Raw genomic sequence first — 21,432 nt, forward strand, 5'->3', positions numbered from 1 at the left:
TATGAAGGCCATAAACGGCCTCTCTGCGCAAAACCGCCCGCAGGATAAGGGCGTATAATCCAGAGCCGCCATAAGCCTATAATTTCAAGTTATAAACAAACCGCAAACCAAAGGAACACCGCCATGGCCGAACAGCAGAAAAACGATGCCGCCAATCCCGAACCGGAAGGCGGTTCAAGCCCCGAAACCGCCGCCGCTCCGTCGGGCGAAACCAAAGCCAAACCCGCCATCAAAATCAATGACGCAGCCGACGCGAAAGCCAAACCCGCCGCAAAAACCAAAGCGGCAGGCAAGCCCAAAGAGCAGGTGATCAAGCTCTACGAATCCGGCAAGCGCATCCATCCGAAAAAGGCCGAAGGCCGTTTTGCCAAGCTGCGCATCGCAGCCATCCTTGCCACCCAGTTTGTGTTCTACTGCATCCCGTGGTTCAACTGGTCAGGGCGGCAGGCCGTGCTGTTCGACATTCCCAACCGCCACTTCTTCATCTTCAACCTCTCCTTCGGCATGGCCGACCTGATTTACCTCGCCCTGCTGCTGATTATCTGCGCCTTCGGCCTGTTTTGGTGGACAACCGTGGCCGGACGCCTGTGGTGCGGCTACGCCTGCCCGCAAACCGTGTACACCGAAATCATGCTGTGGATAGACCACTTCGTCGAAGGAGACCGCAACAAGCGCCTGAAACTCGACAAAGAACCGTGGAACGCGCGCAAAATCCGCATCAAGCTCACCAAATACCTGCTGATTTTCGCCGTCTGCGCCTGGACGGGCATCACCTTCGCCGGCTGGTTCACCCCCATCCGCGACTTCGTGCCCGCCCTCTTTAACGGACAGGCGGGCGGCGGCGCCCTCTTTGCCGCCGCCTTCTACGGCTTCGTCACCTGGCTCTTCGCCCACCAGATGCGCGAACAGGTGTGCAAACACATGTGTCCCTACGCCCGCTTCCAAAGCGCAATGTTCGACCCCGACACCCTCATCATCTCCTACGACACCGAACGCGGCGAGCCGCGCGGCGCACGCAAGAAAAACGTCGGCCGCGACGAAACCGATTTGGGCGACTGCATCAACTGCACCATGTGCGTGCAGGTCTGCCCCGTCGGCATCGACATCCGCGACGGCCTGCAATACGAATGCATCGGCTGCGCCGCCTGCATCGACGCCTGCGACGACATCATGGACAAAATGGGCTATCCGCGCGGCCTTATCCGCTACACCACCGAAAATGTCCTCGAACACAAATACGGCGACGGCGACATCAAAAAACAACTGCTGCGCCCGCGCGTTATCGGCTACGGCGCCGTCCTGGCCGTGGTCGTTACCGCCTTCCTCGTCGGCGTGGCCACCCGCCAGACCCTGCGCGTCGACATCATTAAAGACAGGGGCGTGATGGTGCGCGAAAACAGCAAAGGCTGGCTGGAAAACGCCTACAACCTGCGCATCATCAACAACAGCGAAAAAGAGCAGACCGTCACCGCCGCCGTCGCCGGTTTCGACGACATCGCCCTCACCGGCCTGCCCGAAGGCGGCGTCAAAGTCGGCGGACGCGAAACCCTCACCATCCCCGTGCAGGTTTCCACCATCCCCGAATACGCCGACAAAGGCAGCCACTCCATCGAATTCACCTTCACCTACCGCGAAGAAGGCAGCGCCGAAGGCCACACCATCACCGAAAAATCCAACTTCATCGGAGAATGACCGTGAACGGGCAAACCCCTAAACCCTGGTACAAAGAACCCTGGCCGTGGCTGCTGATGTCCGGCCCCGCCATCGTCGTCGTTGCCGCCTTCGTCACCCTCTGGCTGGCCGCCAGCAACAGCTCCGACCTCGTCAGCGACGACTACTACAAAGACGGCAAACACATCGACCTCGACATCAAGCGCGACACCGCCGCCATCGAACGCGGCATCAACGCCCAAGTGCTCATCAGCCCCGACGGCAGCGCCGTGCGCGTCTACCTTTCCGGCCGCTTCGAAAACAGCGTGCCCGTCAAACTGACCCTGATGCATCCGGCGAAAAAAGAATTCGACCAAAGCATCGTCCTGCAAAAATCCGCCGCCCCGCCCTCGGGCGACAAAACCGAATTTACCGGACGCTTCGCCACCCTGCCTCCCACCCAACACTGGTACGTCCGCCTCGAAGACACCGCCCGCATCTGGCGCGTGGAAAACAAATGGATTACCGGCCAGGGCGGCTCGGTCAGCCTCGCCCCGGTGAAAAACCTCGCCAACGCGGCGCAGCAGCGCTAGGGGATTGACATTCGGCATTGCGGCAAGAGGCCGTCTGAAAGCTTAAACCGCCGTCATTCCCGCGCAGGCGGGAATCTTTTACCGGTTACGGACGCATGGTTTCACTACCGTGTGTTGCGGCTCAGACAAGATTCCCGCCTGCGCGGGAATGACGGAACACATCGGCGGCTTGGAGCGAGACCGGACAAAGTTTTAACAGCATGGAAAATGTCGGGTTTCCAAACCCTGCCTGACTATAAAAGGCCGTCTGAAAATATTTCAGACGGCCTTTCTGCATTCAAATTAAACGGCTTACAGATTCGGATTGACGATAATCTTCACCGCCGATTCGTTATTGTGAATCAGCCGCTCGAAGCCTTCCGAAACCAGCTCGTCGAGTTTGATGCGCTGGGTGATGAAAGGTTCGAGATTGATTTTGCCTTCTTCCACCAATTTGATGGTTTCCTGATGGTCGTTGCAGTAGGCGATGGTGCCGCGCACGTCCAATTCCTTCATCACCACGCTGTGCACGTTGATGGTGGCCGGATGGCTCCAAATCGACACAATCACCATTTTGGCGGTGGGTTTGCAGGCTTCAATCAGCGTGTCCATCACTTTGTTGACGCTGGTGCACTCGAAGGCCACGTCCACGCCTTCGCCGTTGGTGAGTTTCTTCACTTCTTCCACTACGTCCACTTCCGACGGGTCGAGAATGTGGTCGGCCACACCGGCTTCGCGGGCTTTGTCTTTGCGCGCTTTGCTCAATTCGGTGATGATGACTTTCAAGCCTTTGGCTTTCAGAACCGCCGCCAGCAGCAGACCAATCGGACCCGCGCCGCCCACCAGTGCCGTGTCGCCCGCTTTCGCGCCGCTTCGCACATAGGCGTGGTGGCCGACGGACAGCGGTTCGATCAATGCGGCTTGGTCAAGCGGAATTTTGTCGGAAATCGGATGCACCCAGCGGCGTTTGACGGCGATTTTTTCGGACAAGCCGCCGCCGCAACCACCCAAGCCGATGAAGTTCATGTCTTTGGAAAGATGGTAGTTGCTGCCCGGGCCGGTCGGCACGTCATCGCGCACGATGTAAGGTTCGACCACAACGTGCTGGCCGACTTTGATGTCGTCCACGCCTTCGCCGACGGCATACACCACGCCGGAAAATTCGTGTCCCATCGTTACCGGCGCCGATTCGCCGGAAATCGGGTGCGGGTGGCCGCAGGGCGGAATGAAGATCGGGCCTTCCATAAATTCGTGCAGGTCGGTGCCGCAGATGCCGCACCAGGCCACATTGATGCCGACCGTGCCGGGGGCGACGGTGGGTTCGGGGATGTCTTCGATGCGGATGTCGCCTTTGTCGTAGAAACGTGCTGCTTTCATGAGTCTGCTCCTTATTTGAGGTAGGAAGAAAACCGGGCAGGTTGTGCGGGCAGGCGCGGCCGCGGGGCGGGAGGTCTGCCGGACAGCCCGAACCGGCAGTGAAACGTTTGTTTCGGCAGCATTCTACTCCCGCCGCCGTGCTTTGGAGAGAGCGGCGGCACGAAAGATTTTTTTGCAAAACGGCCGTGCAGATGCAGCGGCCGAATGCAGCCGACCGAACTGCGGTATCTGAAAAGTTGAGGCCGTCTGAATGTTGTGGCCGTCTGAATGTTGTGGCCGTCTGAATGTTGTGGCCGTCTGAATGTTGTGGCCGTCTGAATGTTGTGGCCGTCTGAATGTTGTGGCCGTCTGAATGTTGTGGCCGTCTGAATGTTGTGGCCGTCTGAATGTTGTGGCCGTCTGAAAAACGCCGCTTCTGTCGAAGCGGCGTTTTTCAGACGGCCTTTGGCGGTATCAGTCGAGCAGCAGGCTGTCGTCGGCGATCTGTTCGCCGCGCGTCTGCTCGAACAGGGCAAGCAGGTCGGCAACGTCCATGCCCGCGCGTTCGCTGCCGCCGACGTCCAGCACCACCCTGCCCCGGTGCAGCATGACGGTGCGGCTTCCGTAATCGAGCGCCTGGCGCATGGAGTGGGTGACCATCATGGCAGTGAGGCGGTTTTCGGCGATGATTTTTTCTGTGAGTTCGAGCACGAAGGCGGCGGTTTTCGGGTCGAGGGCGGCGGTGTGTTCGTCAAGCAGCAGGATTTTGCTCGGGCGCAGGCTGGCCATCAGCAGGCTGACGGCCTGGCGCTGGCCGCCGGAGAGCAGGCCGATGCGGTCGGTGAGGCGGTTTTCCAGACCGAGTTTGAGCATGGCGAGTTTTTCGCGGAAGAGTTCGCGGTTTTGCCGGTTGAGGGCGAAACCGAGGCCGCGCCTGCTGCCGCGCGCGTAGGCCAGCGCCATGTTTTCTTCGATGCTGAGGGCTTCGCAGGTGCCGGCGATCGGGTCTTGGAAGACGCGGGCTACAAAGTGGGCGCGTTTGTGGGCAGGCTCGCGGGTGACGTCGCGGCCGTCGATGGCGATGCTGCCGCTGTCGACGGCGATGTCGCCGCTGACGGCGTTGAGCAGGGTGGATTTGCCCGCGCCGTTGCTGCCGATAACGGTGACGAACTCGCCTTCGCGGATGTGCAGGCTCATGCCGCGCATGGCGGGATTGGCCATCGGCGTGCCGGCGTTGAAGGTGACTTTGAGGTTGTCGGCGCACATCATGGGGCGGGTTTCCTTTTTTTCAGACGGCCTTTGAGCGCGGGGATTTGCAGGGCGGCAACAACCAGGAGGGCGGTGATGAGGTTGAGGTCGGTGGGGCGCACGCCGAGGTTTTGCAGGGCGTCGTTGCCCAGGGCAAAGGCGATGAGCAGGCGGTAGACGACGGCGCCGATCACGGCGGCGAGGGTGACGAAGACGATGCGTTTGGCGGGCAGTAGGTTTTGGCCGATGATAACGGCGGCCAGGCCGATAACGATGGTGCCGATGCCGCCGGTGATGTCGGCGCTGCCGCTGGTTTGCGCGAACAGGGCGCCGCCGAGGGCGACGAGGGCGTTGGAGAGCGCCATGCCGAGGATGATCATTTTGCCGGTGTTGACGCCTTGGGCGCGCGCCATGCGTTCGTTGACGCCGGTGGCGCGCACGGCGAGACCGGTTTTGGTGTTGAAAAACCAGTCGAGCAGCAGCTTGGCCGCCAGTACGAAAGCGGCGGCGACGAGGGGCTGCACCCAATATTGGTTGGAAAAATCGGCGGCGACAAAGGGGGAGAAGACGCTGGGGCTGTCGATAAGCGGCAGGTTGGGCGAGCCGCCGGCGATACGCAGGTTGACAGAATAAAGCGCCACCATCACCAAGATGCCCGCGAGCAGCGGCAGGATTTTCAGGCCGACGTGCAGCCAGGCGGTGGCCGCGCCCGCCGCCGCGCCCGCGAAGGCGGCGAAAAGGCAGGCAATCCAGGGGTTGACGCCCGCGCCGACGGACACGGCGAACACGATGGCGCCCAGCGGGAAGCTGCTGTCGGCGGTGAGGTCGGGGAAGTCGAGGATGCTGAACGAAATCAGCACGCCGAGGGCGACCAGGGCGTAAATCAGGCCGGTCTCGATACCGCCGAAGAAGGCTATCAGGCTCATGGTTTGTCGGTTCTTTCGCGCTTGCGCTCGATGTTTTCAGACGGCCTCATGTGTACCTGAGGCCGTCTGAAAACGCGTGGCGCTTATTCTTTCACTTCTTTTGCCGTTTTCAGCAGCGCTTCGGGCAGGGCGATGCCCAGCGCGGCGGCGTGTTTTTTGCTGAGGTAGAGTTCGAGGCTGTCGAGTTTTTCCGAGGGCAGTTCGCCCGGTTTTTTGCCTTTGAGCACGGCGGCGGCGAGTCTGCCCGCCTGCTGTCCCGTGCCGAAGGAGTCCATGCCGAGAGCCGCGACGGCGCCGCGTGTGACGGAATCGGCGTCGGAGGCCACCAGCGGGATTTTCATTTCGACGGAGGCTTTGTACATGGATTCGTAGGCGGAGACGACGTTGTTGTCGAGCGAGGTGAAAATCACGTCGGCCTTGCCGCCCAGGCTGCGGGCGGCGGTGAGCACGTCGGCAGAGCGGGCGGCGGGCGCTTCGGCCACTTGCAGACCCTGTTCGGCCGCTTTGGCTTTCAGGCGTTCGAGCACGGTGACGGAGTTGACTTCGCCGGGGCTGTAAACGTAACCGATGGTTTTCAGATTGGGCACGAGCTGTTTCATCAGGTCGATTTGCGGGCCGACGGGCAATTCGTCGGACACGCCGACGATGTTGCCGCCCGAAGGCTCGAAGTTGGCGATGAGTTTGGCGGCAACGGGGTCGGTGACGGCGGTGAAAATGACGGGAACGGTTTTGGTGGCTGCTGCTGCGGCCTGCGCGCTGGGGGTGGTGATGGCGACGATGGCGTCGGGCTGGTCGCCGGCGAATTTTTTCGCAATCTGCGCGGCATTGGCGGTGCTGCCCTGCGCACTTTGGAAGTCGACGGTGAGGTTTTTGCCTTCTTCGAAGCCTTCGCTTTTCAGACCGTCGATCACGCCGGCGCGGATGGTGTCGAGGGCGGGATGGTCGGCGATGGCGGTGATGGAGATTTTTTTCGTATCTGCCGCCGCAGGCTCAGACGCACCGTCGGCAGGAGAAGCATTTTGTTCGGCGGGCGAGCAGGCGGCCAGTACGGCGGCGACAAGCGCGGCGGGGATGGCGGACAGGAAGGCGGCTTTGGCGGTCATGACGACGGGGATTCCATGCGTGTGAAAAGGCGCGATTATAGCGTTTTTTTGTAAGTTTTTGTCAGCGCGGCATAAGGCCGTCTGAAAACGCAAATCGGCGTTTTCAGACGGCCTGTTTGATACTTCGTTGACACTCCGCTTTCAGACGGCCTCCGCGCCCTCTTCCGCTTGCGCCGCATTTTCCTGCGGCGCTTCCAGCTTGGCCAGACGCGCTTCCAGTTCGGCCAGTTTTGTGCGGGTTTTGATCAGCACCTGCTGCTGGATGTCGAACTCTTCGCGCGTCACCAGATCCATTTTGTTGAACGCGCTGCCGAGCATGGCTTTGACGTTTTTTTCCACGTCTTTGGCCGGGCTTTCGGCGATGGTGGCGCTGATTTTGGCGGAGACTTCTTCGAGGATTTTCGAACCGAACATGGCTGCTTCCTTTAATGGCTGAACGATGGTAAGGCGGGCGATTGTAGCGGGAAAGAGGCCGTCTGAAAAGTTGCGGCACGGCGGCGTTTCTTTTGCAAAAAGGCTGTTTTTCCTGACGGGAAACGTCCGCTGCCGCCGAAACTTGCTACAATCGGTTTCCCTTTAACACCCGTTCTCAAGGAGAAAACGATGAAAAAAATCCTGTTTGTTTCCGTATTGGCCGCCGCGGCCGCCGCAGCTTGTGCCGCGCAATACGAAATCGACCCCTTCCACACCAACGCCCGTTTCGAAATCGACCATTTCAGCACCAGCAGCAATGTCGGCGGCGTGTACGAAGTCAGCGGCAAGGTAACGTTTGATGCGGCAAAAAAAACCGGCTCGGTGGAAGCCGTGATGCCGCTCGCCAACCTGCAATCGAGCAGCACGGCGTTCACCAAACATCTGAAATCGGCCGACCTGTTTAACGCGGAAAAATATCCGGAAATGCGTTTCGTGTCGGACAAATTCGTCTTCAACGGCAAAAAAGTCGCCGCCGTGCAGGGCAAACTCACCATGCTGGGCAAAACCCATCCGGTAACGCTCAAAGCAACCAAATTCAACTGCTATGTCAATCCGATGAAAAAGGCCGAAGTGTGCGGCGGCGATTTCACCGCGCTGATCGACCGCACACAGTGGGGCATGGATTATCTGGTATCCGCCGGCATGACGAAAAATGTGAAGCTGGCGATTCAGATCGAGGCGGTGAAGAAATAGGCCGTTTGAACGCAAAACGGCAGGCCGTCTGAAAGCGCCGCTTCGGCGCAGCCAAAACGGGGAGGCGTGTTAAAATCCGCGGCCTTGTTTTTCAGACGGCCTGCTTTTTTGCGCGCCCGAAGGCCGTCTGAATCTCCCCCTTCCCCACCACACTATGATTCCATCCGACTTCATCGACGAGCTTTTGGCCAAAATCGACATCGTCGACATCATCGACGAACAGGTGCCGCTGAAAAAAGGCGGCGCAAACTACATGGCCTGCTGCCCGTTTCACAAAGAAAAAACGCCGTCGTTTTCCGTGAGCCCCAGCAAACAGTTTTACCACTGCTTCAGCTGTGGCGCGCACGGCTCGGCCATCGGCTTCATCATGGAGCATCAGGGGCTGTCGTTTCCCGAAGCGGTGCAGTATCTGGCCGACCGCGCGGGCATGGTTGTGCCGCGTGTGCGCGGGCAAAGCGACAATCCCGAAATCCGCGCTGAGCGCAAAAAAAAGCAGCAGACGCTGGAAGAAACCACCGCCGCCGCCGCCGATTTTTACGCCGGACAACTCAAGCTGCACGCCGCCGCGCAACAATATCTCGACACGCGCGGCCTGAGTGCGGAAATCACCGCCCGCTACGGCTTGGGCTACGCGCCCGACGGCTGGACGCCGCTCGCACAAGTGTTCCAGCCCTACCCCAACACCGCGCTGGTCGAAAGCGGCATGGTCATCCACAACGAAGAGCAAGGCCGCCATTACGACCGCTTCCGCCACCGCATCATGTTCCCCATCCGCGACGCACGCGGCCAGGTTATCGGCTTCGGCGGGCGCGTGCTCGACGACTCCAAACCCAAATATCTCAACTCGCCCGACACGCCGCTGTTTGACAAAGGCAAAAACCTCTACGGCCTCTACGAAGGCCGCGCCGCCGTCAAAGAAGCGGGGCGGATTTTGGTGGTCGAAGGCTATATGGACGTGGTCGCGCTGGCGCAGTTCGGCATCGGCTACGGCGTGGCCGCGCTGGGTACGGCCACCACCGCCGAACATGTCAAAATCCTGATGCGTCAGGCCGACAGCATTTATTTCTGCTTCGACGGCGACGCGGCCGGACGCAAAGCCGCATGGCGCGCGCTGGAAAACGCCCTGCCCCAGCTCAAAGACGGCAAAGCGCTGCATTTTCTCTTCCTGCCCGAAGAACACGACCCCGACAGCTACATCCGCGCCTACGGCAAAGCGCAGTTTGAAGACGCGCTGATACACCAAAGCAAACCGCTGTCGGAATACTTCTGGCACGCGCTTTCAGACGGCCTCAACCTCAACACCCAAGAAGGCAAGGCCGAATTGGTGAAAACCGCCTCGCCGCTTCTGGCGCAGATTACCGCGCCTGCGCTCGCGTTTTTGTTGAAACAGACATTGAGCGAACTGGTCGGCATCGATCCCGCCAACCTCGCCCACCTGCTCGGCCAGGAAGCACCCAAGCGGCACGTCAAAGCCAAAAGCTACAAGCTGCCGCCGCCCGCCATGTCCGGCCGTCCGCAGATACTCACGCTGACACAGCAGCTTATCCGCAGCCTGATGGCCAACCCCGCCTGGGTCGTCCATGTCCGCCTGCCCGAATATTTCGTCCTCGACGGCGACGCCGCCTGCCTCGCCAACATCGCCGACTTCATCCGCAGCAGCCCCGCCCTGCCCGCCCACGCGCAGATTTGGGAACACTTCCGCGGCAGCACCGGCGAACAGATCCTGCGCGGCATCTACCGCAACGGCGGCGCCGACGGAGACGGCGCGGGCGAAGAAGACGAAGCCGCCTTCGCCGAAGGCATGGACAAACTCGCCAAAGCCTTCAAAACCGCCCAAATCGACACCCTAAAACGCAAAGCCGCCGCCGAAGGACTGGATGCGGCGGAAAAACAACTGCTGCTGAAACTGCTGGCTGAGAGGTGAAACCGTTCCCGCCTGCGCGGGAATGACGTTTCTGAAACCTGTTCCTTCTCCTGCTTACAGGATGGGCGGGGGTGATTTGAACGGCATCGATGCGGCGGCAGACAAGCGGTTCTGCGAACCGCCACCCCCTCCCCAGCCCTCCCCCGCGCTTTGGGCGCAGGGGAGGGAGCAGGACGGCTGCGCGACAGCCGAAAATTCAAGAGGCCGTCTGAAAGGGAAACTCCGACGAAGTTAAACACAGTTTCTGTCAAACCAAAATCCGAAAGGCCGTTCCCGCCTTCGCGTGAATGACGTTTCTGAAACCGCCAATCCCGCCGCGCACCAAACTCCCTCCCCTGCGCCAAAGCGCGGGGGAGGGCTGGGGAGGGGGTGGCGGTTCGCAGAACTGCTTTTGTGCCGTTTCTGCAAAAGTGGCCGCAGCGGCGGGACCCCCCAGTCTGCCCCGTTTATGCCCCAACGGGGTACAGGCGGATAGGGAACACGTTTTCAGAAACGTCATTCCCGCGCAGGCGGAAACGGCCTTTGCGGCCGTCTGAAAACAAGTGCGGCGCGGCTCATAGGTAGGGAGTGTCGCCCCCCAAGGCGACGCACGCATCATTCGTGGATTACGTCCCTGAGGCCGTCTAAAGCCGCAAAAAACCGCGTGCGTTGCTGCGCAACACACCCTACAGCCCGATTGGATCTGAAAGCGTTGAGGCCGTCTGAAAGGGGTGAGGCCGTCTGAAAAAACCTGCTTCGCAGGTTTTTTCAGACGGCCTCTTTGCCGTTGCGGCGGCGGTTTGCGGTTTATACGGTTTCGGCGGCGTCGGCTTGCGGCCGGGGTTTGCGCAGCTCTTCCACTTCGTCGAGCAGGCGCATGATGAGGCCGAGGGCGGGAATGCCGGCGTCGAAGTCGCGGCTGATGCGGGCGGCGCGGCGGACACGGGCGAGTTGGAAGCCGCTGAACTGCGCCTGTTCGGGACGGCCTTCGATGCTGATGATGTCTTCTTCTATCAGTTCGAGCAGCCATTCGCGGCGGCATTGTCCGATGCGGACGATTTCTTCAAAGCTGAGGGTGATGTCGGTTTGCATGGTGTTTGTCCTTTGCGGTGTCAGGCTGGGTGGCCGAAGTGGGCGGCAAGCTGCTCCCAGGCGCGGCGGTCGGCTTCGCTTTCGGCTTTGGGTACGGTGATGCGGATGGTGAGGTATAGGTCGCCCGCTTCTTTGGCGGGGATGCCTTTGCCTTTGAGGCGGATGGTTTTGCCGCTTTGGCTGTCGGCGGGCAGGCTGACTTGCAGGCGGCCGCCGGCGGTGGGGACGATGATTTTGCCGCCGAGCACGGCTTCCCAGGGTTTGACGTCGATGGTTTGGTAGACGTCTTTGCGGTTTTTGACGTAGAGATCGGGGCGCTCGTGGAATTTGATTTTGAGGTAGAGGTCGCCGTCGGCGCCGCCGTTGCGGCCGGGCAGGCCTTGTCCGGCAAGGCGTATCTGCTGGCCTTCGCTGATGCCCTGCGGGATTTTGACGTTGAGGGTTTTTTCGCGGTAGACGGGGCGGCCGTATTCGTCGGCGGAGGGGACGTTGAGGGTGAGGGTGCGCTCGGCGCCGGTGTAGGCGGCGTAGATGTCGACGGCGAGTTCGGCGTGCTGGTCCTGCCCTTTTTCGGGGCCTTCGGGGCGGCTTTGTGCGCGGCTGCCGAAGGCGGAGAAGAGGTCTTCGAAGTTGAAGTCGCCCGCGCCGAAGGGTTCGCCGCCGCGGTATTCGTAGCGGAAGCCGCCGTCGGCGAAACCGTTTGCATCAAAGCCCTGGCCGAAGGAGCTGCCGCCCGCGCGTCCGTAGGGGTTGGCCTGTTCTTCGTCGTAGGCGGCGCGTTTTTCGGTGTCGGACAGGGTTTCGTAGGCGCGGTTGATTTCGGCGGTGCGCCCGGCGGCGTCGGGTTCTTTGCTGACGTCGGGATGGTATTTGCGCACGAGTTTGCGGTAGGCTTTTTTGATGGTGTCGGCGTCGGCGGTTTTGTCGACGCCGAGTATTTCGTAGTAGCTTTTTTCTGCCATACGGATGTCCTCTGTAATTTGGTTTCAATTCGGCTGCCATGATGGGGGCGGGGCACCGGGATTCAAGGCGCGGCGGCGGGGAAAAACGGCAGGCCGTCTGAAACGGGTGTTTTGCTTTCAGACGGCCTAAATTTTACGCCTCTTCACGCTGCCACAGGGTTTTCTGGGCGAAGACGAGTTTGTTGTCGGTGTATTTCACGCTGTCGAGTTCGAGCTGCCAAACGTCGGTTTTCAGCGCCATGGCTTTGGCCAGCGGGTGTGTTTCCGTGTAGAGCGCCAGCGCGTTTTTGCGCGCTTCGCCTTCGAGCCGCAGGGCGCGGGCGGAGAGCTGGATGCCGCTGATTTGGCGGAAGCCTTCGGGCTGTCCGGCGATGGTGGCGGCCACCTGCGGCGAGGCCGACATCAGGCGGCCGTGACGGCTGTTGCGCGAGGTGAGGACGATCAGGCGGGCGGCGGCTTCGTCGAAGGCGTAGAAGCAGCAGGCGCTCCAAATTTCGCCCTCTGCTGCCGCGGCAATGCTGACGACGCGGTTGGCGCGGAAGAAGGCGGCGGTGTTTTCGGGCATGCTCTGCACGGTTTTTCCTTTCTCAATCTGTTTCCAATACGTTTTCAGACGGCCTGAAACGGACGGCATTTTAACCGAAAGGCCGCTTTGGTTTACAATGCCGCCCTTTCAGACGGCCTCTAAAAGGACTCTTCTTATGACCATTATCGTCACCGGCGCGGCCGGCTTTATCGGCAGCAACATCGTCAAAGGGCTCAACGCGCGCGGCATCACGGATATTGTCGCCGTGGACAATCTGTCAAACGGCCAAAAATTCAAAAACCTTGCCGACTGCGACATCGCCCATTACCTCGACAAAAACGAATTCATCCGCCAGGTGCGCGACCATATTTTCCCCTTCTCCGACATCGAAGCCGTGTTCCACGAAGGCGCGTGTTCCGACACCATGAACCACGACGGCCGCTATATGATGGACAACAACTACCAGTACACCCTCGATCTGCTGGACTGGTGTCAGGACGAGCGCATCCCGTTTCTTTACGCATCCAGCGCGGCCGTGTACGGCAAGGGCGAAACCTTCCGCGAAGAGCGCGAACACGAAGAGCCGCTGAATGTATACGGCTATTCCAAATTCCTCTTCGACCAAGTCGTGCGCCGCCGCATCGCCGAAGGGCTCAGCGCGCAGGTGGCGGGCTTCCGCTACTTCAACGTCTACGGCGCGCGCGAGCAGCACAAAGGCCGCATGGCTTCCGTCGCCTTCCATCATTTCCACCAATACCGCGAACGCGGCTACGTCGAACTCTTCGGCAGCTACGACGGCTACGGCAGCGGCGAACAGAGCCGCGACTTCGTCAACGTCGAAGACGTGGTAAACGTTAACCTGTTCTTCCTCGACCACCCCGAACAATCCGGCATTTTCAACCTCGGCACCGGCCGCAGCCAGAGCTTCAACGAGCTGGCCGCCGCCACCGTCAACGCCTGCCGCGCCGCCGAAGGCAAGGAAAAACTCGGCCTGGCCGAACTGGTGGCGCAGGGTCTGATCCGCTACACCGAATTTCCCGACGCGCTCAAAGGCAAATACCAAAGCTTCACCCAAGCCGACATCGCCCGCCTGCGCGACGCGGGCTACGCGCAAGACTTCCTCACCGTCGAACAGGGCGTGGAGCGCTACGTCGACTGGCTGCGCGAACACTGAACCTGAGGCCGTCTGAAAAGAGGTTTAAACCCTTTTCAGACGGCCTCTTTTTTTCCGACACACACATGAGACACAACATGGACAAACTCAAAGCATTCAGCGACTTTTTCGGCAAAACCTTCGCCCTGTGGGCGGCGCTCACCGCCCTTGCCGCCTACGCGCAGCCCGAACTCTTCCAATGGGTGAAACCCCTTATCCCGTGGCTGCTGGGCATCGTCATGTTCGGCATGGGGCTGACCCTCAGCCCGTCCGACTTCAAAATCCTCGGCCGCCATCCCAAATCCGTGCTGGTCGGCGTTGCCGCGCAGTTTGTCATTATGCCGCTCACCGCCTTCGTACTGGCCAAAGCCCTCGGCCTGCCGCCGCAGATTGCCGCCGGCGTCATCCTCGTCGGCGCCTGCCCGGGCGGCACCGCGTCCAACGTCATGACCTTCCTCGCCCGCGGCAACGTCGCCCTTTCCGTTGCCGTCACCTCCGTCTCCACCCTGCTCGCCCCTGTGCTGACGCCCGCCGTTTTCTACCTGCTGGCACACCAGTGGCTCGACATCTCCGCCGCCGCCATGCTGGTGTCCATTTTGGAAATCGTGCTGCTGCCCATCGTGCTGGGCGTGTTGGCCAACACCTTCCTGCACCGGCAGACACAGGCCGCGGCCGACGTGCTGCCGCTGGTGTCGGTATTGGCCGTGGCGCTGATTCTCGGCGGCGTCGTTGCCGTCAGCAAAGACAAAATTGCCGAAGCCGGCCTGCTGATTTTCGGCGTGGTCGTGCTGCACAACTGCATCGGCTACCTCCTCGGCTTCTTCGCCGCCAAACTCTGCGGCCTGCCCTATGACGAACAGAAAACCCTGTCCATCGAAGTCGGCATGCAAAATTCCGGCCTCGCCGCCACACTGGCGCTCAAATACTTCGACCCCGTCGCCGCCGTGCCCGGCGCGATTTTCAGCGTGTGGCACAACGTCTCCGGCTCGCTGCTGGCATCCTACTGGGCAGCCAAAGCCGACCGCGCCGCCGGTAAGAAATAAAACACGGCAAAAGGCCGTCTGAAAAACCCAAACAGGTTTTTCAGACGGCCTTAATTTTGCCGGCACGCATTCGGCACAACGACAGAGGCCGTCTGAAAGCACGTTTGTCCTTTCAGACGGCCTCAAACCGCATACCGCACTACGCACCGAACAATGCGCCGTAGTCGTTATCCTGTTTGCGGTAGGGCAGGCGGATGTCGACGCGGTAGATGCCGATGTCGTCCAGCGCCGACAGTTTCAGCTCGGCGTCATTGTCGTACATGATGTCCAGACGCTCCTGCAAATTTTTCAGCGCCATCGAATTGCCGCGGTGCGCCTTTTGCGTGTTTTCCATGTTTTCGTGCGGCGTGTAGGGATTTTCGATGCGGATATACAGCCAGTGTCCCTGCAAAGCGGTTTTCACCACAATATTGCCGGGACGGGCGGTGGTTTCCACGCCGTGGAAAACGGCGTTTTCCAGCAGCGGCTGCAACAGCAGTTGCGGCGTTTCCGCATCGTCGGGCGCTTCGTGCAGCCACTCGACCTGCACGCGGTGCGGCCCCATGCGGATTTGTTCGATGGCGATGTATTCCTGCGCCCATTCGATTTCCTGTCCCAGCGTGCTGAACTGGTTGCCCTCGCGCAGCTGGGCGCGGAACAGGTTGGCGAGGTTTTCCAGCAGGGTTTCCGCGTCATACGGACGCAGGCGGATGAGGCTGATGGCGGCGTTGAGGCTGTTAAAGAGAAAATGCGGGCGGATGCGGGCGGTGAGCGCGGTGAGCCGTGCTTCGGAAACGGCGGGCGACAGGGCGCGCAGGCGGTTGGCCTCGAAATACATGGCAAAGAGCACGCCGACGGTGTAGATAACCAAATGCTGAACGAAATGGGTGCGCTCACCCAATATGACGAAATCGACGACGAAAAGCTGCACCAGGCAAAACAGCAGGTTGAGCACCGCACCCTGCGGATGGCGGACGAGATAGCGGTCGGTGAAATAACCGGTAACGGCGTTGGCCGCCACCAGCGGCACGAGCCAGGCGGCGTGCTGCCACACCAGCATCCCATAGGGCGCACCGCTGCCGGAAATCAGCGGCAGCAGCAGCACACCTGCGGCGCAAAAAAAGAAAATCCGCACGGCCGTGCCCAAATTGCGCATATCGGGAACCGCAAACCACGCGTTTATTTGACGTATAATGTGCATTTCTTAATAGTAATTCGACTGACAAAATCCGCGCATTATATATGTTTCGACATGCAGAGCCATATATTAAAAGTGCCCCGATTCGGATAAAGTCAGGCTCCCCCGCCGCCAAACGGCGGGGCTCCAACCTTCAAGGAAATATTTGATGAACAGCAACAAAACATGGTCGGGAAGATTCAACGAACCCGTGTCCGAGCTGGTGAAAAAATACACCGGCTCGATTGATTTCGACAAACGTTTGGCCGAATGGGACATCCAAGGCTCGCTGGCGCACGCCGAAATGCTGCGGCAGGCGGGCGTGTTGTCGGACGAAGACGCCGCCGCCATACGACAGGGCATGACAGAAATCCTGGCCGAAATCGCAGCGGGCAAAATGGCCTGGTCGCTCGATTTGGAAGACGTGCACATGAACATCGAACGCCGCCTCACCGACAAAATCGGCGACGCGGGCAAACGCCTGCACACCGGCCGCAGCCGCAACGACCAAGTCGCTACCGACATCCGCCTGTGGCTGCGCGACCAAATCAGCATCATCCGCAGCCTGATACGCGACCTTCAGACGGCCTTAATCGAGCTGGCCGAGCAACACGCCGATACCGTGATGCCCGGTTTCACCCACCTGCAAGTCGCCCAACCCGTGAGCTTCGGCCACCATATGCTGGCCTATGTGGAAATGCTCGGCCGCGACGACGAGCGCATGGCCGACTGCCGAGGCCGCGTCAACCGTATGCCCTTGGGCGCGGCCGCGCTGGCGGGCACAACCTATCCGATTCGGCGTGAGATTACCGCCGAAATCTTGGGCTTTGAGCAAATCTGCCAAAATTCCCTCGATGCTGTATCAGACCGCGATTTCGCCATTGAGTTCACCGCCGCCGCCTCGCTGGTGATGGTGCACTTGAGCCGCCTGTCGGAAGAGTTGATTTTGTGGATGAGTCCGCGCTTCGGGTTTATCGACATTGCCGACCGCTTCTGCACCGGCTCGTCCATCATGCCGCAAAAGAAAAATCCCGACGTACCCGAACTTGTGCGCGGCAAATCCGGCCGCGTCATCGGCCACCTTATCGGACTGATTACGCTGATGAAATCGCAGCCTCTGGCCTACAACAAAGACAATCAGGAAGACAAAGAGCCGCTGTTTGACACGGTTGACACACTTATCGGCACCTTGCGGATTTACGCCGACATGATGCGCGGCGTAACGGCGAAACCGGAAAACATGCGCGCGGCCGTGATGCAGGGCTTTGCCACCGCCACCGACCTGGCCGATTATCTGGTGAAAAAAGGCATGCCTTTCCGCGACAGCCACGAAGTCGTTGCCCAAGCCGTGCGCCATGCCGACCAAAGCGGCGTAGATTTGAGCGAATTGCCGCTGGAAGTATTGCAGGGTTTCAGCAGCCTGATTTCAGACGACGTGTACCAAGTGCTCACGCCCGAAGGCAGCCTCGCCGCACGCAACCATCTGGGCGGCACCGCGCCCGAACAGGTGCGTTTCCAAGCCGAACGCTGGCGCAGGCTGCTGGAAAAGGCCGTCTGAAAAAGGCGGATTTCCCCCCGCTGTGCAGAGGCCGTCTGAAAACATTGCGAAAATAGCGGTTGCCCGCCGCGCGGCTTAACCGTATAATGCGCAGCTTCACGGAAAGGTGGATGAGTGGTTGAAGTCGCACGCCTGGAAAGCGTGTATACGTGAATAGCGTATCGAGGGTTCGAATCCCTTCCTTTCCGCCAGATTCGAAAGACAAGCCAGACGGCTTGTCTTTTTTCAGGTTTCAGAAACGCCGATCCCACGGCCGCATCCAAGCATATCCGCATCACCCTTAAATCAAACCGGTATTCTCCAAGCAGCAGCCAAAGCAAAAAACACATACACCGAACACGTGCAGCCGCGCACTTTTCTTTTGCCCTTTCAGACGGCCTCAAAGGCCGCCCTCTCCAACCCGACCAAACCCACTCCTATGCACGTCTCCGAACTACAAACCCAACACATCTCCAAACTGCTCGAACAGGCCGAACAACTCGGCATCGAAGGCGCCAACCGCCTGCGCAAACAAGACCTCGTCTTCGCCATCGTGCGCCAGCTGATGCAGCAGGGACAAGACTTCACCTGCTCGGGCACACTGGAAATCCTGCCCGACGGCTTCGGTTTCCTGCGCAGCGCCGACACCTCCTACCTCGCCGGCCCCGACGATATTTACGTATCGCCCAACCAAATCCGCCGCTTCAACCTGCACACCGGCGACACCATCGAAGGCACCGTGCGCGTGCCGAAAAACGACGAACGCTACTTCGCCCTGGTGCACCTCAACACCATCAACGGCGACCATCCCGAAGTGTGCCGCCACAAAATCCTGTTTGAAAACCTCACGCCGCTGTTCCCCAACAAACAGCTCAAGCTCGAGCGCGACATCAAATCCGAAGAAAACATCACCGGCCGCGCCATCGACCTCGTCTCCCCCATCGGCCGCGGCCAGCGCGCACTCTTGGTTGCCCCGCCCAAATCGGGCAAAACCGTGATGCTGCAAAACATCGCCCACGCGATTACCGCCAATTATCCCGAAGCCGAGCTTATCGTACTGCTCATCGACGAGCGCCCTGAAGAAGTGACCGAAATGAGCCGCTCCGTGCGCGGCGAAGTCGTCGCCTCCACCTTTGACGAACCTGCCGCACGCCATGTCCAAGTGGCCGAAATGGTGATTGAAAAAGCCAAGCGCATGGTCGAGCACAAAAAAGACGTGATCATCCTGCTCGACTCCATCACCCGCCTTGCCCGCGCCTACAACACCGTCGTCCCCACCTCCGGCAAAGTGCTCACCGGCGGCGTAGACGCCCACGCCCTGCACCGCCCCAAACGCTTTTTCGGCGCGGCACGCAACATCGAAGAAGGCGGCTCGCTCACCATCATCGCCACCGCGCTGGTGGAAACCGGCAGCCGTATGGACGACGTGATTTACGAAGAGTTTAAAGGCACGGGCAATATGGAGCTGCACCTCGACCGCCGCATGGCCGAAAAACGCCTGTTCCCTGCCATCAACATCAACAAATCCGGCACGCGCCGCGAAGAGCTGCTCGTACCTAACGACCAGCTCCAACGCATGTGGCTGCTGCGCAAATTCCTGCACCCGATGGACGAGTTGGAAGCAGCCGAGTTTTTGGTCGACAAACTCAAAGCATCGAAGGACAACAACGATTTCTTCGAACTGATGCGCGGCAAATAAAGCCGCCCGCCGACGATATGAGGCCGTCTGAAACCGTTTTCAGACGGCCTTTGTATCATTAAAGACGTGCCGCGCGACGGCACACGGTTTGCAGTTTTGCGGAAACCCGCGCGGACAGACAAAGGCCATCTGAAAAAACGATTGCGCTTTCAGACGGCCTTCGGGTGTATCGGGTACTGCAGGGAACGCGTGCGCCGCTGCGCGACACAGCCTATTGATGAGCTACGCGACGTTTACTGTTCCGTAAAAAAAAAAACAAAAACGGTTTTTCAGGATACCCTACCGCGCCGTATGCACAACCATGCAACCAGCATTCCGCATGTTCCCATCGACAGCCAGTTTTTTATCAGTGGCAGTGCGCCGATACAGGATGTCAATCCCCACAGCAGAGAACCGGCAAGCAGCCTGCCGTGCCAGCGCGGATGCCATATCTGATCCGACATCATCCAAGCCGGAACTGCCGCTGTCAGAGAGAAAATCAGTGCATTAAACAGACTCCACGGCAGCAGAGCCGTCAGAAAAAAAACAAGGGCTTTATCCATGTCAAAAAACGCTGCGAAAACCAAATTCGACACCGCTCCTACCAACAGATTGCCTGCAAATGCCGTTTTCACCACACGCCACAAATTGCGCCGTTCCATCTTGCACTATCCTCTTGCCCGCTATTTTTACTTTTCACCGAACCGCTGGGGCGGTTAATAAGCCCTGCCGACATGCGAACGGTCGACAGCCTTGTGCGTATTCCGACGCAAGGCAAAAGCCTGCGCGGCAGATTGTCCGCCGCGTTTACCGCGCGTGCAGGCTGTCGACATAGGCCACTTCGTCGCAGCTGCCGAGGACGACGGCGACGCGCTGGTGCAGCCCCTGCGGCTCGATGTCGAGTATCTGCCGTGCGGTGTCGGAGGCCGCGCCGCCCGCTTCGCGCATAATCAGGCTCATGGGGTTGGCTTCATACATCAGGCGCAGTTTGCCGGGTTTGGACGGATCGCGCGCGTCCTGCGGATATATGAACACGCCGCCGCGCATCAGGATGCGGTGCACTTCGGCCACCATGCTGGCCACCCAGCGCATATTGTAGTTTTTGCCGCGCGGCCCGGTTTCGCCCGCCAGCAGTTCGTCGATATATTGCCGCACGGGGGCGAACCAGTGACGGCGGTTGGAGGCATTGATGGCGAATTCCTTCGTCTGCGGCGGCACTTGCGGATTGCTCTGCGTGAGGATGAATTGGTTATCGGCGTTGAGCGTAAAGACGTTGACGCCGCGGCCGAAGGTGACAACCAGCTGGGTTTGCGGGCCGTAGAGCACATAGCCTGCGGCAAGCTGCTTACTGCCGCTTTGCAGGAAGGAGGCGGTGTCGAGCGCGCCTGCGGGTTTGGCGAGCACGGAAAATATCGTGCCGACGGAGATGTTGACGTCGATATTGGACGAGCCGTCGAGCGGGTCGAACAGCACGAGATAGCGGCCGTCTGAAGCGCAGGCGACGAAGCTGTCTTCTTCTTCGCTGGCGAGACCTGCCACATGAGGGTTGGCTTTGAGCGCGTCGATCAGGATGTTGTTGGCAATCACGTCGAGCTTTTTCTGCTCTTCGCCCTGGATGTTGCCGCTGCCCGCCGTGCCGAGCACGCCCGCCAGCGCGCCGAGACGCACTTGTGCGCCGATGTTCACGCAGGCGGCGGCTATGGTTTGCACGACACCGCCCAGCTCGGCGCTCAGGCCGTGTTGCTCGATGTGTTGTTGCAGGAATTCGGGGAAGGTGGTGTTCATGGCGTTATCCTTTGCTGAGGCCGTCTGAAAAGGCCGTCTGAAAACGAAAGCTGCGGTTTATACCCGTTTCAGACGGCCGCAACAAGCGCGGTTTTGCCCGTATGGCCGTCTGAAAGGCGCAGGCGGCGAAAATTCTTGGAAAAAAACCGCGCGCCATTTAGAATACGCCGTTTTTCGCGGCGCTTGCGCCGCAGCCGTTTTTTCCACACGAGACAAGGACAGAACCATGATTGGATTAGCCTACGCCGCCGATGCCGTGCAACAGCCCGGCGCCCTGATGCAGTTTGCACCCCTCGCGCTGATTCTGGTGGTGTTTTACTTCCTGATTATGCGGCCGCAGCAGAAGAAATTTAAAGCCCATCAGGAAATGCTGGCCTCATTGAAAGCCGGCGACAAAGTGCTTCTGGCTTCGGGCATTGCCGGCAAAATCACCAAAACCGGCGAAAAATTCTTCACGGTGGAAATCGCCCGCAATGTCGAAGTGCAGGTCGAACGCAACTCCGTGGCCGCGAAAAACCCCGAATAAGCCGTTTCTTTCCGACAAGGCCGTCTGAAAACGCCGCCTGTGATTGCAG

20 protein-coding genes and 1 tRNA gene are annotated in these 21,432 nt (G+C 59.9%); 10 read left to right on the forward strand and 11 right to left on the reverse strand.

Features of this window, described 5'->3' with window-relative positions; translation table 11 throughout:
• Positions 1-123 precede the first annotated feature (123 nt).
• Complete coding sequence (gene ccoG / locus ACG2K1_RS08130; RefSeq protein ID WP_009425180.1) at positions 124-1,692, forward strand: cytochrome c oxidase accessory protein CcoG; 1,569 nt, start codon at positions 124-126, stop codon at positions 1,690-1,692.
• A 2-nt stretch (positions 1,693-1,694) separates the two neighbouring features.
• Positions 1,695-2,243, forward strand: coding sequence for a FixH family protein (locus ACG2K1_RS08135; protein WP_198142877.1), 549 nt, complete (start codon positions 1,695-1,697; stop codon positions 2,241-2,243).
• A gap of 291 nt (positions 2,244-2,534) precedes the next feature.
• On the opposite strand, the gene ACG2K1_RS08140 is transcribed toward ACG2K1_RS08135, so the two are convergent.
• From ACG2K1_RS08140 to ACG2K1_RS08160, 5 genes are all read right to left on the reverse strand, one after another.
• Positions 2,535-3,599, reverse strand: coding sequence for a 2,3-butanediol dehydrogenase (locus ACG2K1_RS08140; RefSeq protein WP_395429163.1), 1,065 nt, complete (start codon positions 3,597-3,599; stop codon positions 2,535-2,537).
• Positions 3,600-4,052: 453 nt separating this feature from the next.
• Entirely contained in the window at positions 4,053-4,847 is a 795-nt protein-coding gene (locus ACG2K1_RS08145; RefSeq protein ID WP_395429164.1) for an ABC transporter ATP-binding protein, read from the reverse strand.
• Positions 4,844-5,752: an ABC transporter permease gene (locus ACG2K1_RS08150; RefSeq protein ID WP_395429165.1), complete on the reverse strand. Its 909-nt coding sequence runs from the start codon at positions 5,750-5,752 to the stop codon at positions 4,844-4,846. Before ACG2K1_RS08150 ends, ACG2K1_RS08145 begins: the two co-directional genes overlap by 4 nt.
• Before the next feature lie 83 nt (positions 5,753-5,835).
• The gene (locus ACG2K1_RS08155; protein WP_395429166.1) at positions 5,836-6,855 is read right to left on the reverse strand and encodes an ABC transporter substrate-binding protein; all 1,020 of its coding nucleotides are present in this window, start codon (positions 6,853-6,855) and stop codon (positions 5,836-5,838) included.
• Positions 6,856-6,996: 141 nt separating this feature from the next.
• Positions 6,997-7,269, reverse strand: a complete 273-nt coding sequence (locus tag ACG2K1_RS08160) for an accessory factor UbiK family protein (protein ID WP_009425194.1) — start codon at positions 7,267-7,269, stop codon at positions 6,997-6,999.
• Positions 7,270-7,458: 189 nt separating this feature from the next.
• Between ACG2K1_RS08160 and ACG2K1_RS08165 the strand changes: the two genes are divergently transcribed.
• Together ACG2K1_RS08165 and dnaG are read left to right on the forward strand one after the other, a co-directional pair.
• Positions 7,459-8,022, forward strand: coding sequence for a YceI family protein (locus ACG2K1_RS08165; RefSeq protein ID WP_395429167.1), 564 nt, complete (start codon positions 7,459-7,461; stop codon positions 8,020-8,022).
• 154 nt (positions 8,023-8,176) lie between these two features.
• Positions 8,177-9,946, forward strand: coding sequence for a DNA primase (gene dnaG, locus ACG2K1_RS08170; RefSeq protein ID WP_395429168.1), 1,770 nt, complete (start codon positions 8,177-8,179; stop codon positions 9,944-9,946).
• 786 nt (positions 9,947-10,732) lie between these two features.
• Here dnaG and ACG2K1_RS08175 read toward each other — a convergent pair.
• The 3 genes from ACG2K1_RS08175 to ACG2K1_RS08185 all read right to left on the reverse strand — a co-directional run bounded on the left by ACG2K1_RS08175 (position 10,733) and on the right by ACG2K1_RS08185 (position 12,553).
• The gene (locus ACG2K1_RS08175; protein ID WP_009427161.1) at positions 10,733-11,017 is read right to left on the reverse strand and encodes a chaperone modulator CbpM; all 285 of its coding nucleotides are present in this window, start codon (positions 11,015-11,017) and stop codon (positions 10,733-10,735) included.
• A gap of 20 nt (positions 11,018-11,037) precedes the next feature.
• Positions 11,038-11,979, reverse strand: a complete 942-nt coding sequence (locus ACG2K1_RS08180) for a DnaJ C-terminal domain-containing protein (protein ID WP_009427162.1) — start codon at positions 11,977-11,979, stop codon at positions 11,038-11,040.
• A gap of 133 nt (positions 11,980-12,112) precedes the next feature.
• A complete protein-coding gene (locus ACG2K1_RS08185) occupies positions 12,113-12,553 on the reverse strand; it encodes a pyridoxamine 5'-phosphate oxidase family protein (RefSeq protein WP_395429169.1) in 441 nt (146 codons plus the stop codon).
• Between the two features lie 127 nt (positions 12,554-12,680).
• Here ACG2K1_RS08185 and rfaD point away from each other — a divergent pair, with 127 nt between their 5' ends.
• Both rfaD and ACG2K1_RS08195 read left to right on the forward strand, forming a co-directional pair.
• Positions 12,681-13,679, forward strand: a complete 999-nt coding sequence (gene rfaD, locus ACG2K1_RS08190) for an ADP-glyceromanno-heptose 6-epimerase (RefSeq protein ID WP_395429170.1) — start codon at positions 12,681-12,683, stop codon at positions 13,677-13,679.
• Between the two features lie 77 nt (positions 13,680-13,756).
• Positions 13,757-14,701, forward strand: coding sequence for a bile acid:sodium symporter family protein (locus ACG2K1_RS08195; RefSeq protein ID WP_009427165.1), 945 nt, complete (start codon positions 13,757-13,759; stop codon positions 14,699-14,701).
• Between the two features lie 139 nt (positions 14,702-14,840).
• On the opposite strand, the gene ACG2K1_RS08200 is transcribed toward ACG2K1_RS08195, so the two are convergent.
• On the reverse strand, positions 14,841-15,881 hold the full coding sequence (locus ACG2K1_RS08200) for a sensor histidine kinase (protein WP_009427166.1): 1,041 nt from the start codon (positions 15,879-15,881) through the stop codon (positions 14,841-14,843).
• Positions 15,882-16,026: 145 nt separating this feature from the next.
• Here ACG2K1_RS08200 and argH point away from each other — a divergent pair, with 145 nt between their 5' ends.
• The 3 genes from argH (at position 16,027) to rho (ending at position 19,093) form a co-directional block, all read left to right on the forward strand.
• Positions 16,027-17,415 (forward strand): argininosuccinate lyase, encoded by a 1,389-nt coding sequence (gene argH, locus ACG2K1_RS08205; RefSeq protein ID WP_395429171.1) that lies wholly within the window; start codon positions 16,027-16,029, stop codon positions 17,413-17,415.
• A gap of 100 nt (positions 17,416-17,515) precedes the next feature.
• Positions 17,516-17,606, forward strand: a tRNA-Ser gene (locus tag ACG2K1_RS08210).
• Between the two features lie 227 nt (positions 17,607-17,833).
• Positions 17,834-19,093 (forward strand): transcription termination factor Rho, encoded by a 1,260-nt coding sequence (gene rho, locus ACG2K1_RS08215; RefSeq protein WP_036496612.1) that lies wholly within the window; start codon positions 17,834-17,836, stop codon positions 19,091-19,093.
• Positions 19,094-19,362: 269 nt separating this feature from the next.
• On the opposite strand, the gene ACG2K1_RS08220 is transcribed toward rho, so the two are convergent.
• Positions 19,363-19,734, reverse strand: a complete 372-nt coding sequence (locus tag ACG2K1_RS08220) for a hypothetical protein (protein ID WP_395429172.1) — start codon at positions 19,732-19,734, stop codon at positions 19,363-19,365.
• Between the two features lie 145 nt (positions 19,735-19,879).
• Positions 19,880-20,857 carry a class 1 fructose-bisphosphatase gene (locus tag ACG2K1_RS08225; protein ID WP_395429173.1) on the reverse strand — a complete coding sequence of 326 codons (978 nt, stop codon included), beginning with the start codon at positions 20,855-20,857 and terminating at the stop codon, positions 19,880-19,882.
• Positions 20,858-21,083: 226 nt separating this feature from the next.
• Between ACG2K1_RS08225 and yajC the strand changes: the two genes are divergently transcribed.
• Entirely contained in the window at positions 21,084-21,383 is a 300-nt protein-coding gene (yajC, locus tag ACG2K1_RS08230) for a preprotein translocase subunit YajC (protein ID WP_009427174.1), read from the forward strand.
• Positions 21,384-21,432 lie beyond the last annotated feature (49 nt).

The sequence above is a fragment of the Neisseria sp. 23W00296 genome (genome assembly GCF_044772855.1).
Lineage (GTDB): Bacteria > Pseudomonadota > Gammaproteobacteria > Burkholderiales > Neisseriaceae > Neisseria.

Bases quoted from the DNA above. Each gene is read 5' to 3' on its own strand.
- ccoG (WP_009425180.1), top strand. From the start codon at position 124: ATGGCCGAACAGCAGAAAAACGATGCCGCCAATCCCGAACCGGAAGGC.
- ACG2K1_RS08140 (WP_395429163.1), bottom strand. From the start codon at position 3,599: ATGAAAGCAGCACGTTTCTACGACAAAGGCGACATCCGCATCGAAGAC.
- ACG2K1_RS08145 (WP_395429164.1), bottom strand. From the start codon at position 4,847: ATGATGTGCGCCGACAACCTCAAAGTCACCTTCAACGCCGGCACGCCG.
- ACG2K1_RS08150 (WP_395429165.1), bottom strand. From the start codon at position 5,752: ATGAGCCTGATAGCCTTCTTCGGCGGTATCGAGACCGGCCTGATTTAC.
- ACG2K1_RS08155 (WP_395429166.1), bottom strand. From the start codon at position 6,855: ATGACCGCCAAAGCCGCCTTCCTGTCCGCCATCCCCGCCGCGCTTGTC.
- ACG2K1_RS08160 (WP_009425194.1), bottom strand. From the start codon at position 7,269: ATGTTCGGTTCGAAAATCCTCGAAGAAGTCTCCGCCAAAATCAGCGCC.
- ACG2K1_RS08165 (WP_395429167.1), top strand. From the start codon at position 7,459: ATGAAAAAAATCCTGTTTGTTTCCGTATTGGCCGCCGCGGCCGCCGCA.
- dnaG (WP_395429168.1), top strand. From the start codon at position 8,177: ATGATTCCATCCGACTTCATCGACGAGCTTTTGGCCAAAATCGACATC.
- ACG2K1_RS08175 (WP_009427161.1), bottom strand. From the start codon at position 11,017: ATGCAAACCGACATCACCCTCAGCTTTGAAGAAATCGTCCGCATCGGA.
- ACG2K1_RS08180 (WP_009427162.1), bottom strand. From the start codon at position 11,979: ATGGCAGAAAAAAGCTACTACGAAATACTCGGCGTCGACAAAACCGCC.
- rfaD (WP_395429170.1), top strand. From the start codon at position 12,681: ATGACCATTATCGTCACCGGCGCGGCCGGCTTTATCGGCAGCAACATC.
- ACG2K1_RS08195 (WP_009427165.1), top strand. From the start codon at position 13,757: ATGGACAAACTCAAAGCATTCAGCGACTTTTTCGGCAAAACCTTCGCC.
- ACG2K1_RS08200 (WP_009427166.1), bottom strand. From the start codon at position 15,881: ATGCACATTATACGTCAAATAAACGCGTGGTTTGCGGTTCCCGATATG.
- argH (WP_395429171.1), top strand. From the start codon at position 16,027: ATGAACAGCAACAAAACATGGTCGGGAAGATTCAACGAACCCGTGTCC.
- rho (WP_036496612.1), top strand. From the start codon at position 17,834: ATGCACGTCTCCGAACTACAAACCCAACACATCTCCAAACTGCTCGAA.
- ACG2K1_RS08220 (WP_395429172.1), bottom strand. From the start codon at position 19,734: ATGGAACGGCGCAATTTGTGGCGTGTGGTGAAAACGGCATTTGCAGGC.
- ACG2K1_RS08225 (WP_395429173.1), bottom strand. From the start codon at position 20,857: ATGAACACCACCTTCCCCGAATTCCTGCAACAACACATCGAGCAACAC.
- yajC (WP_009427174.1), top strand. From the start codon at position 21,084: ATGATTGGATTAGCCTACGCCGCCGATGCCGTGCAACAGCCCGGCGCC.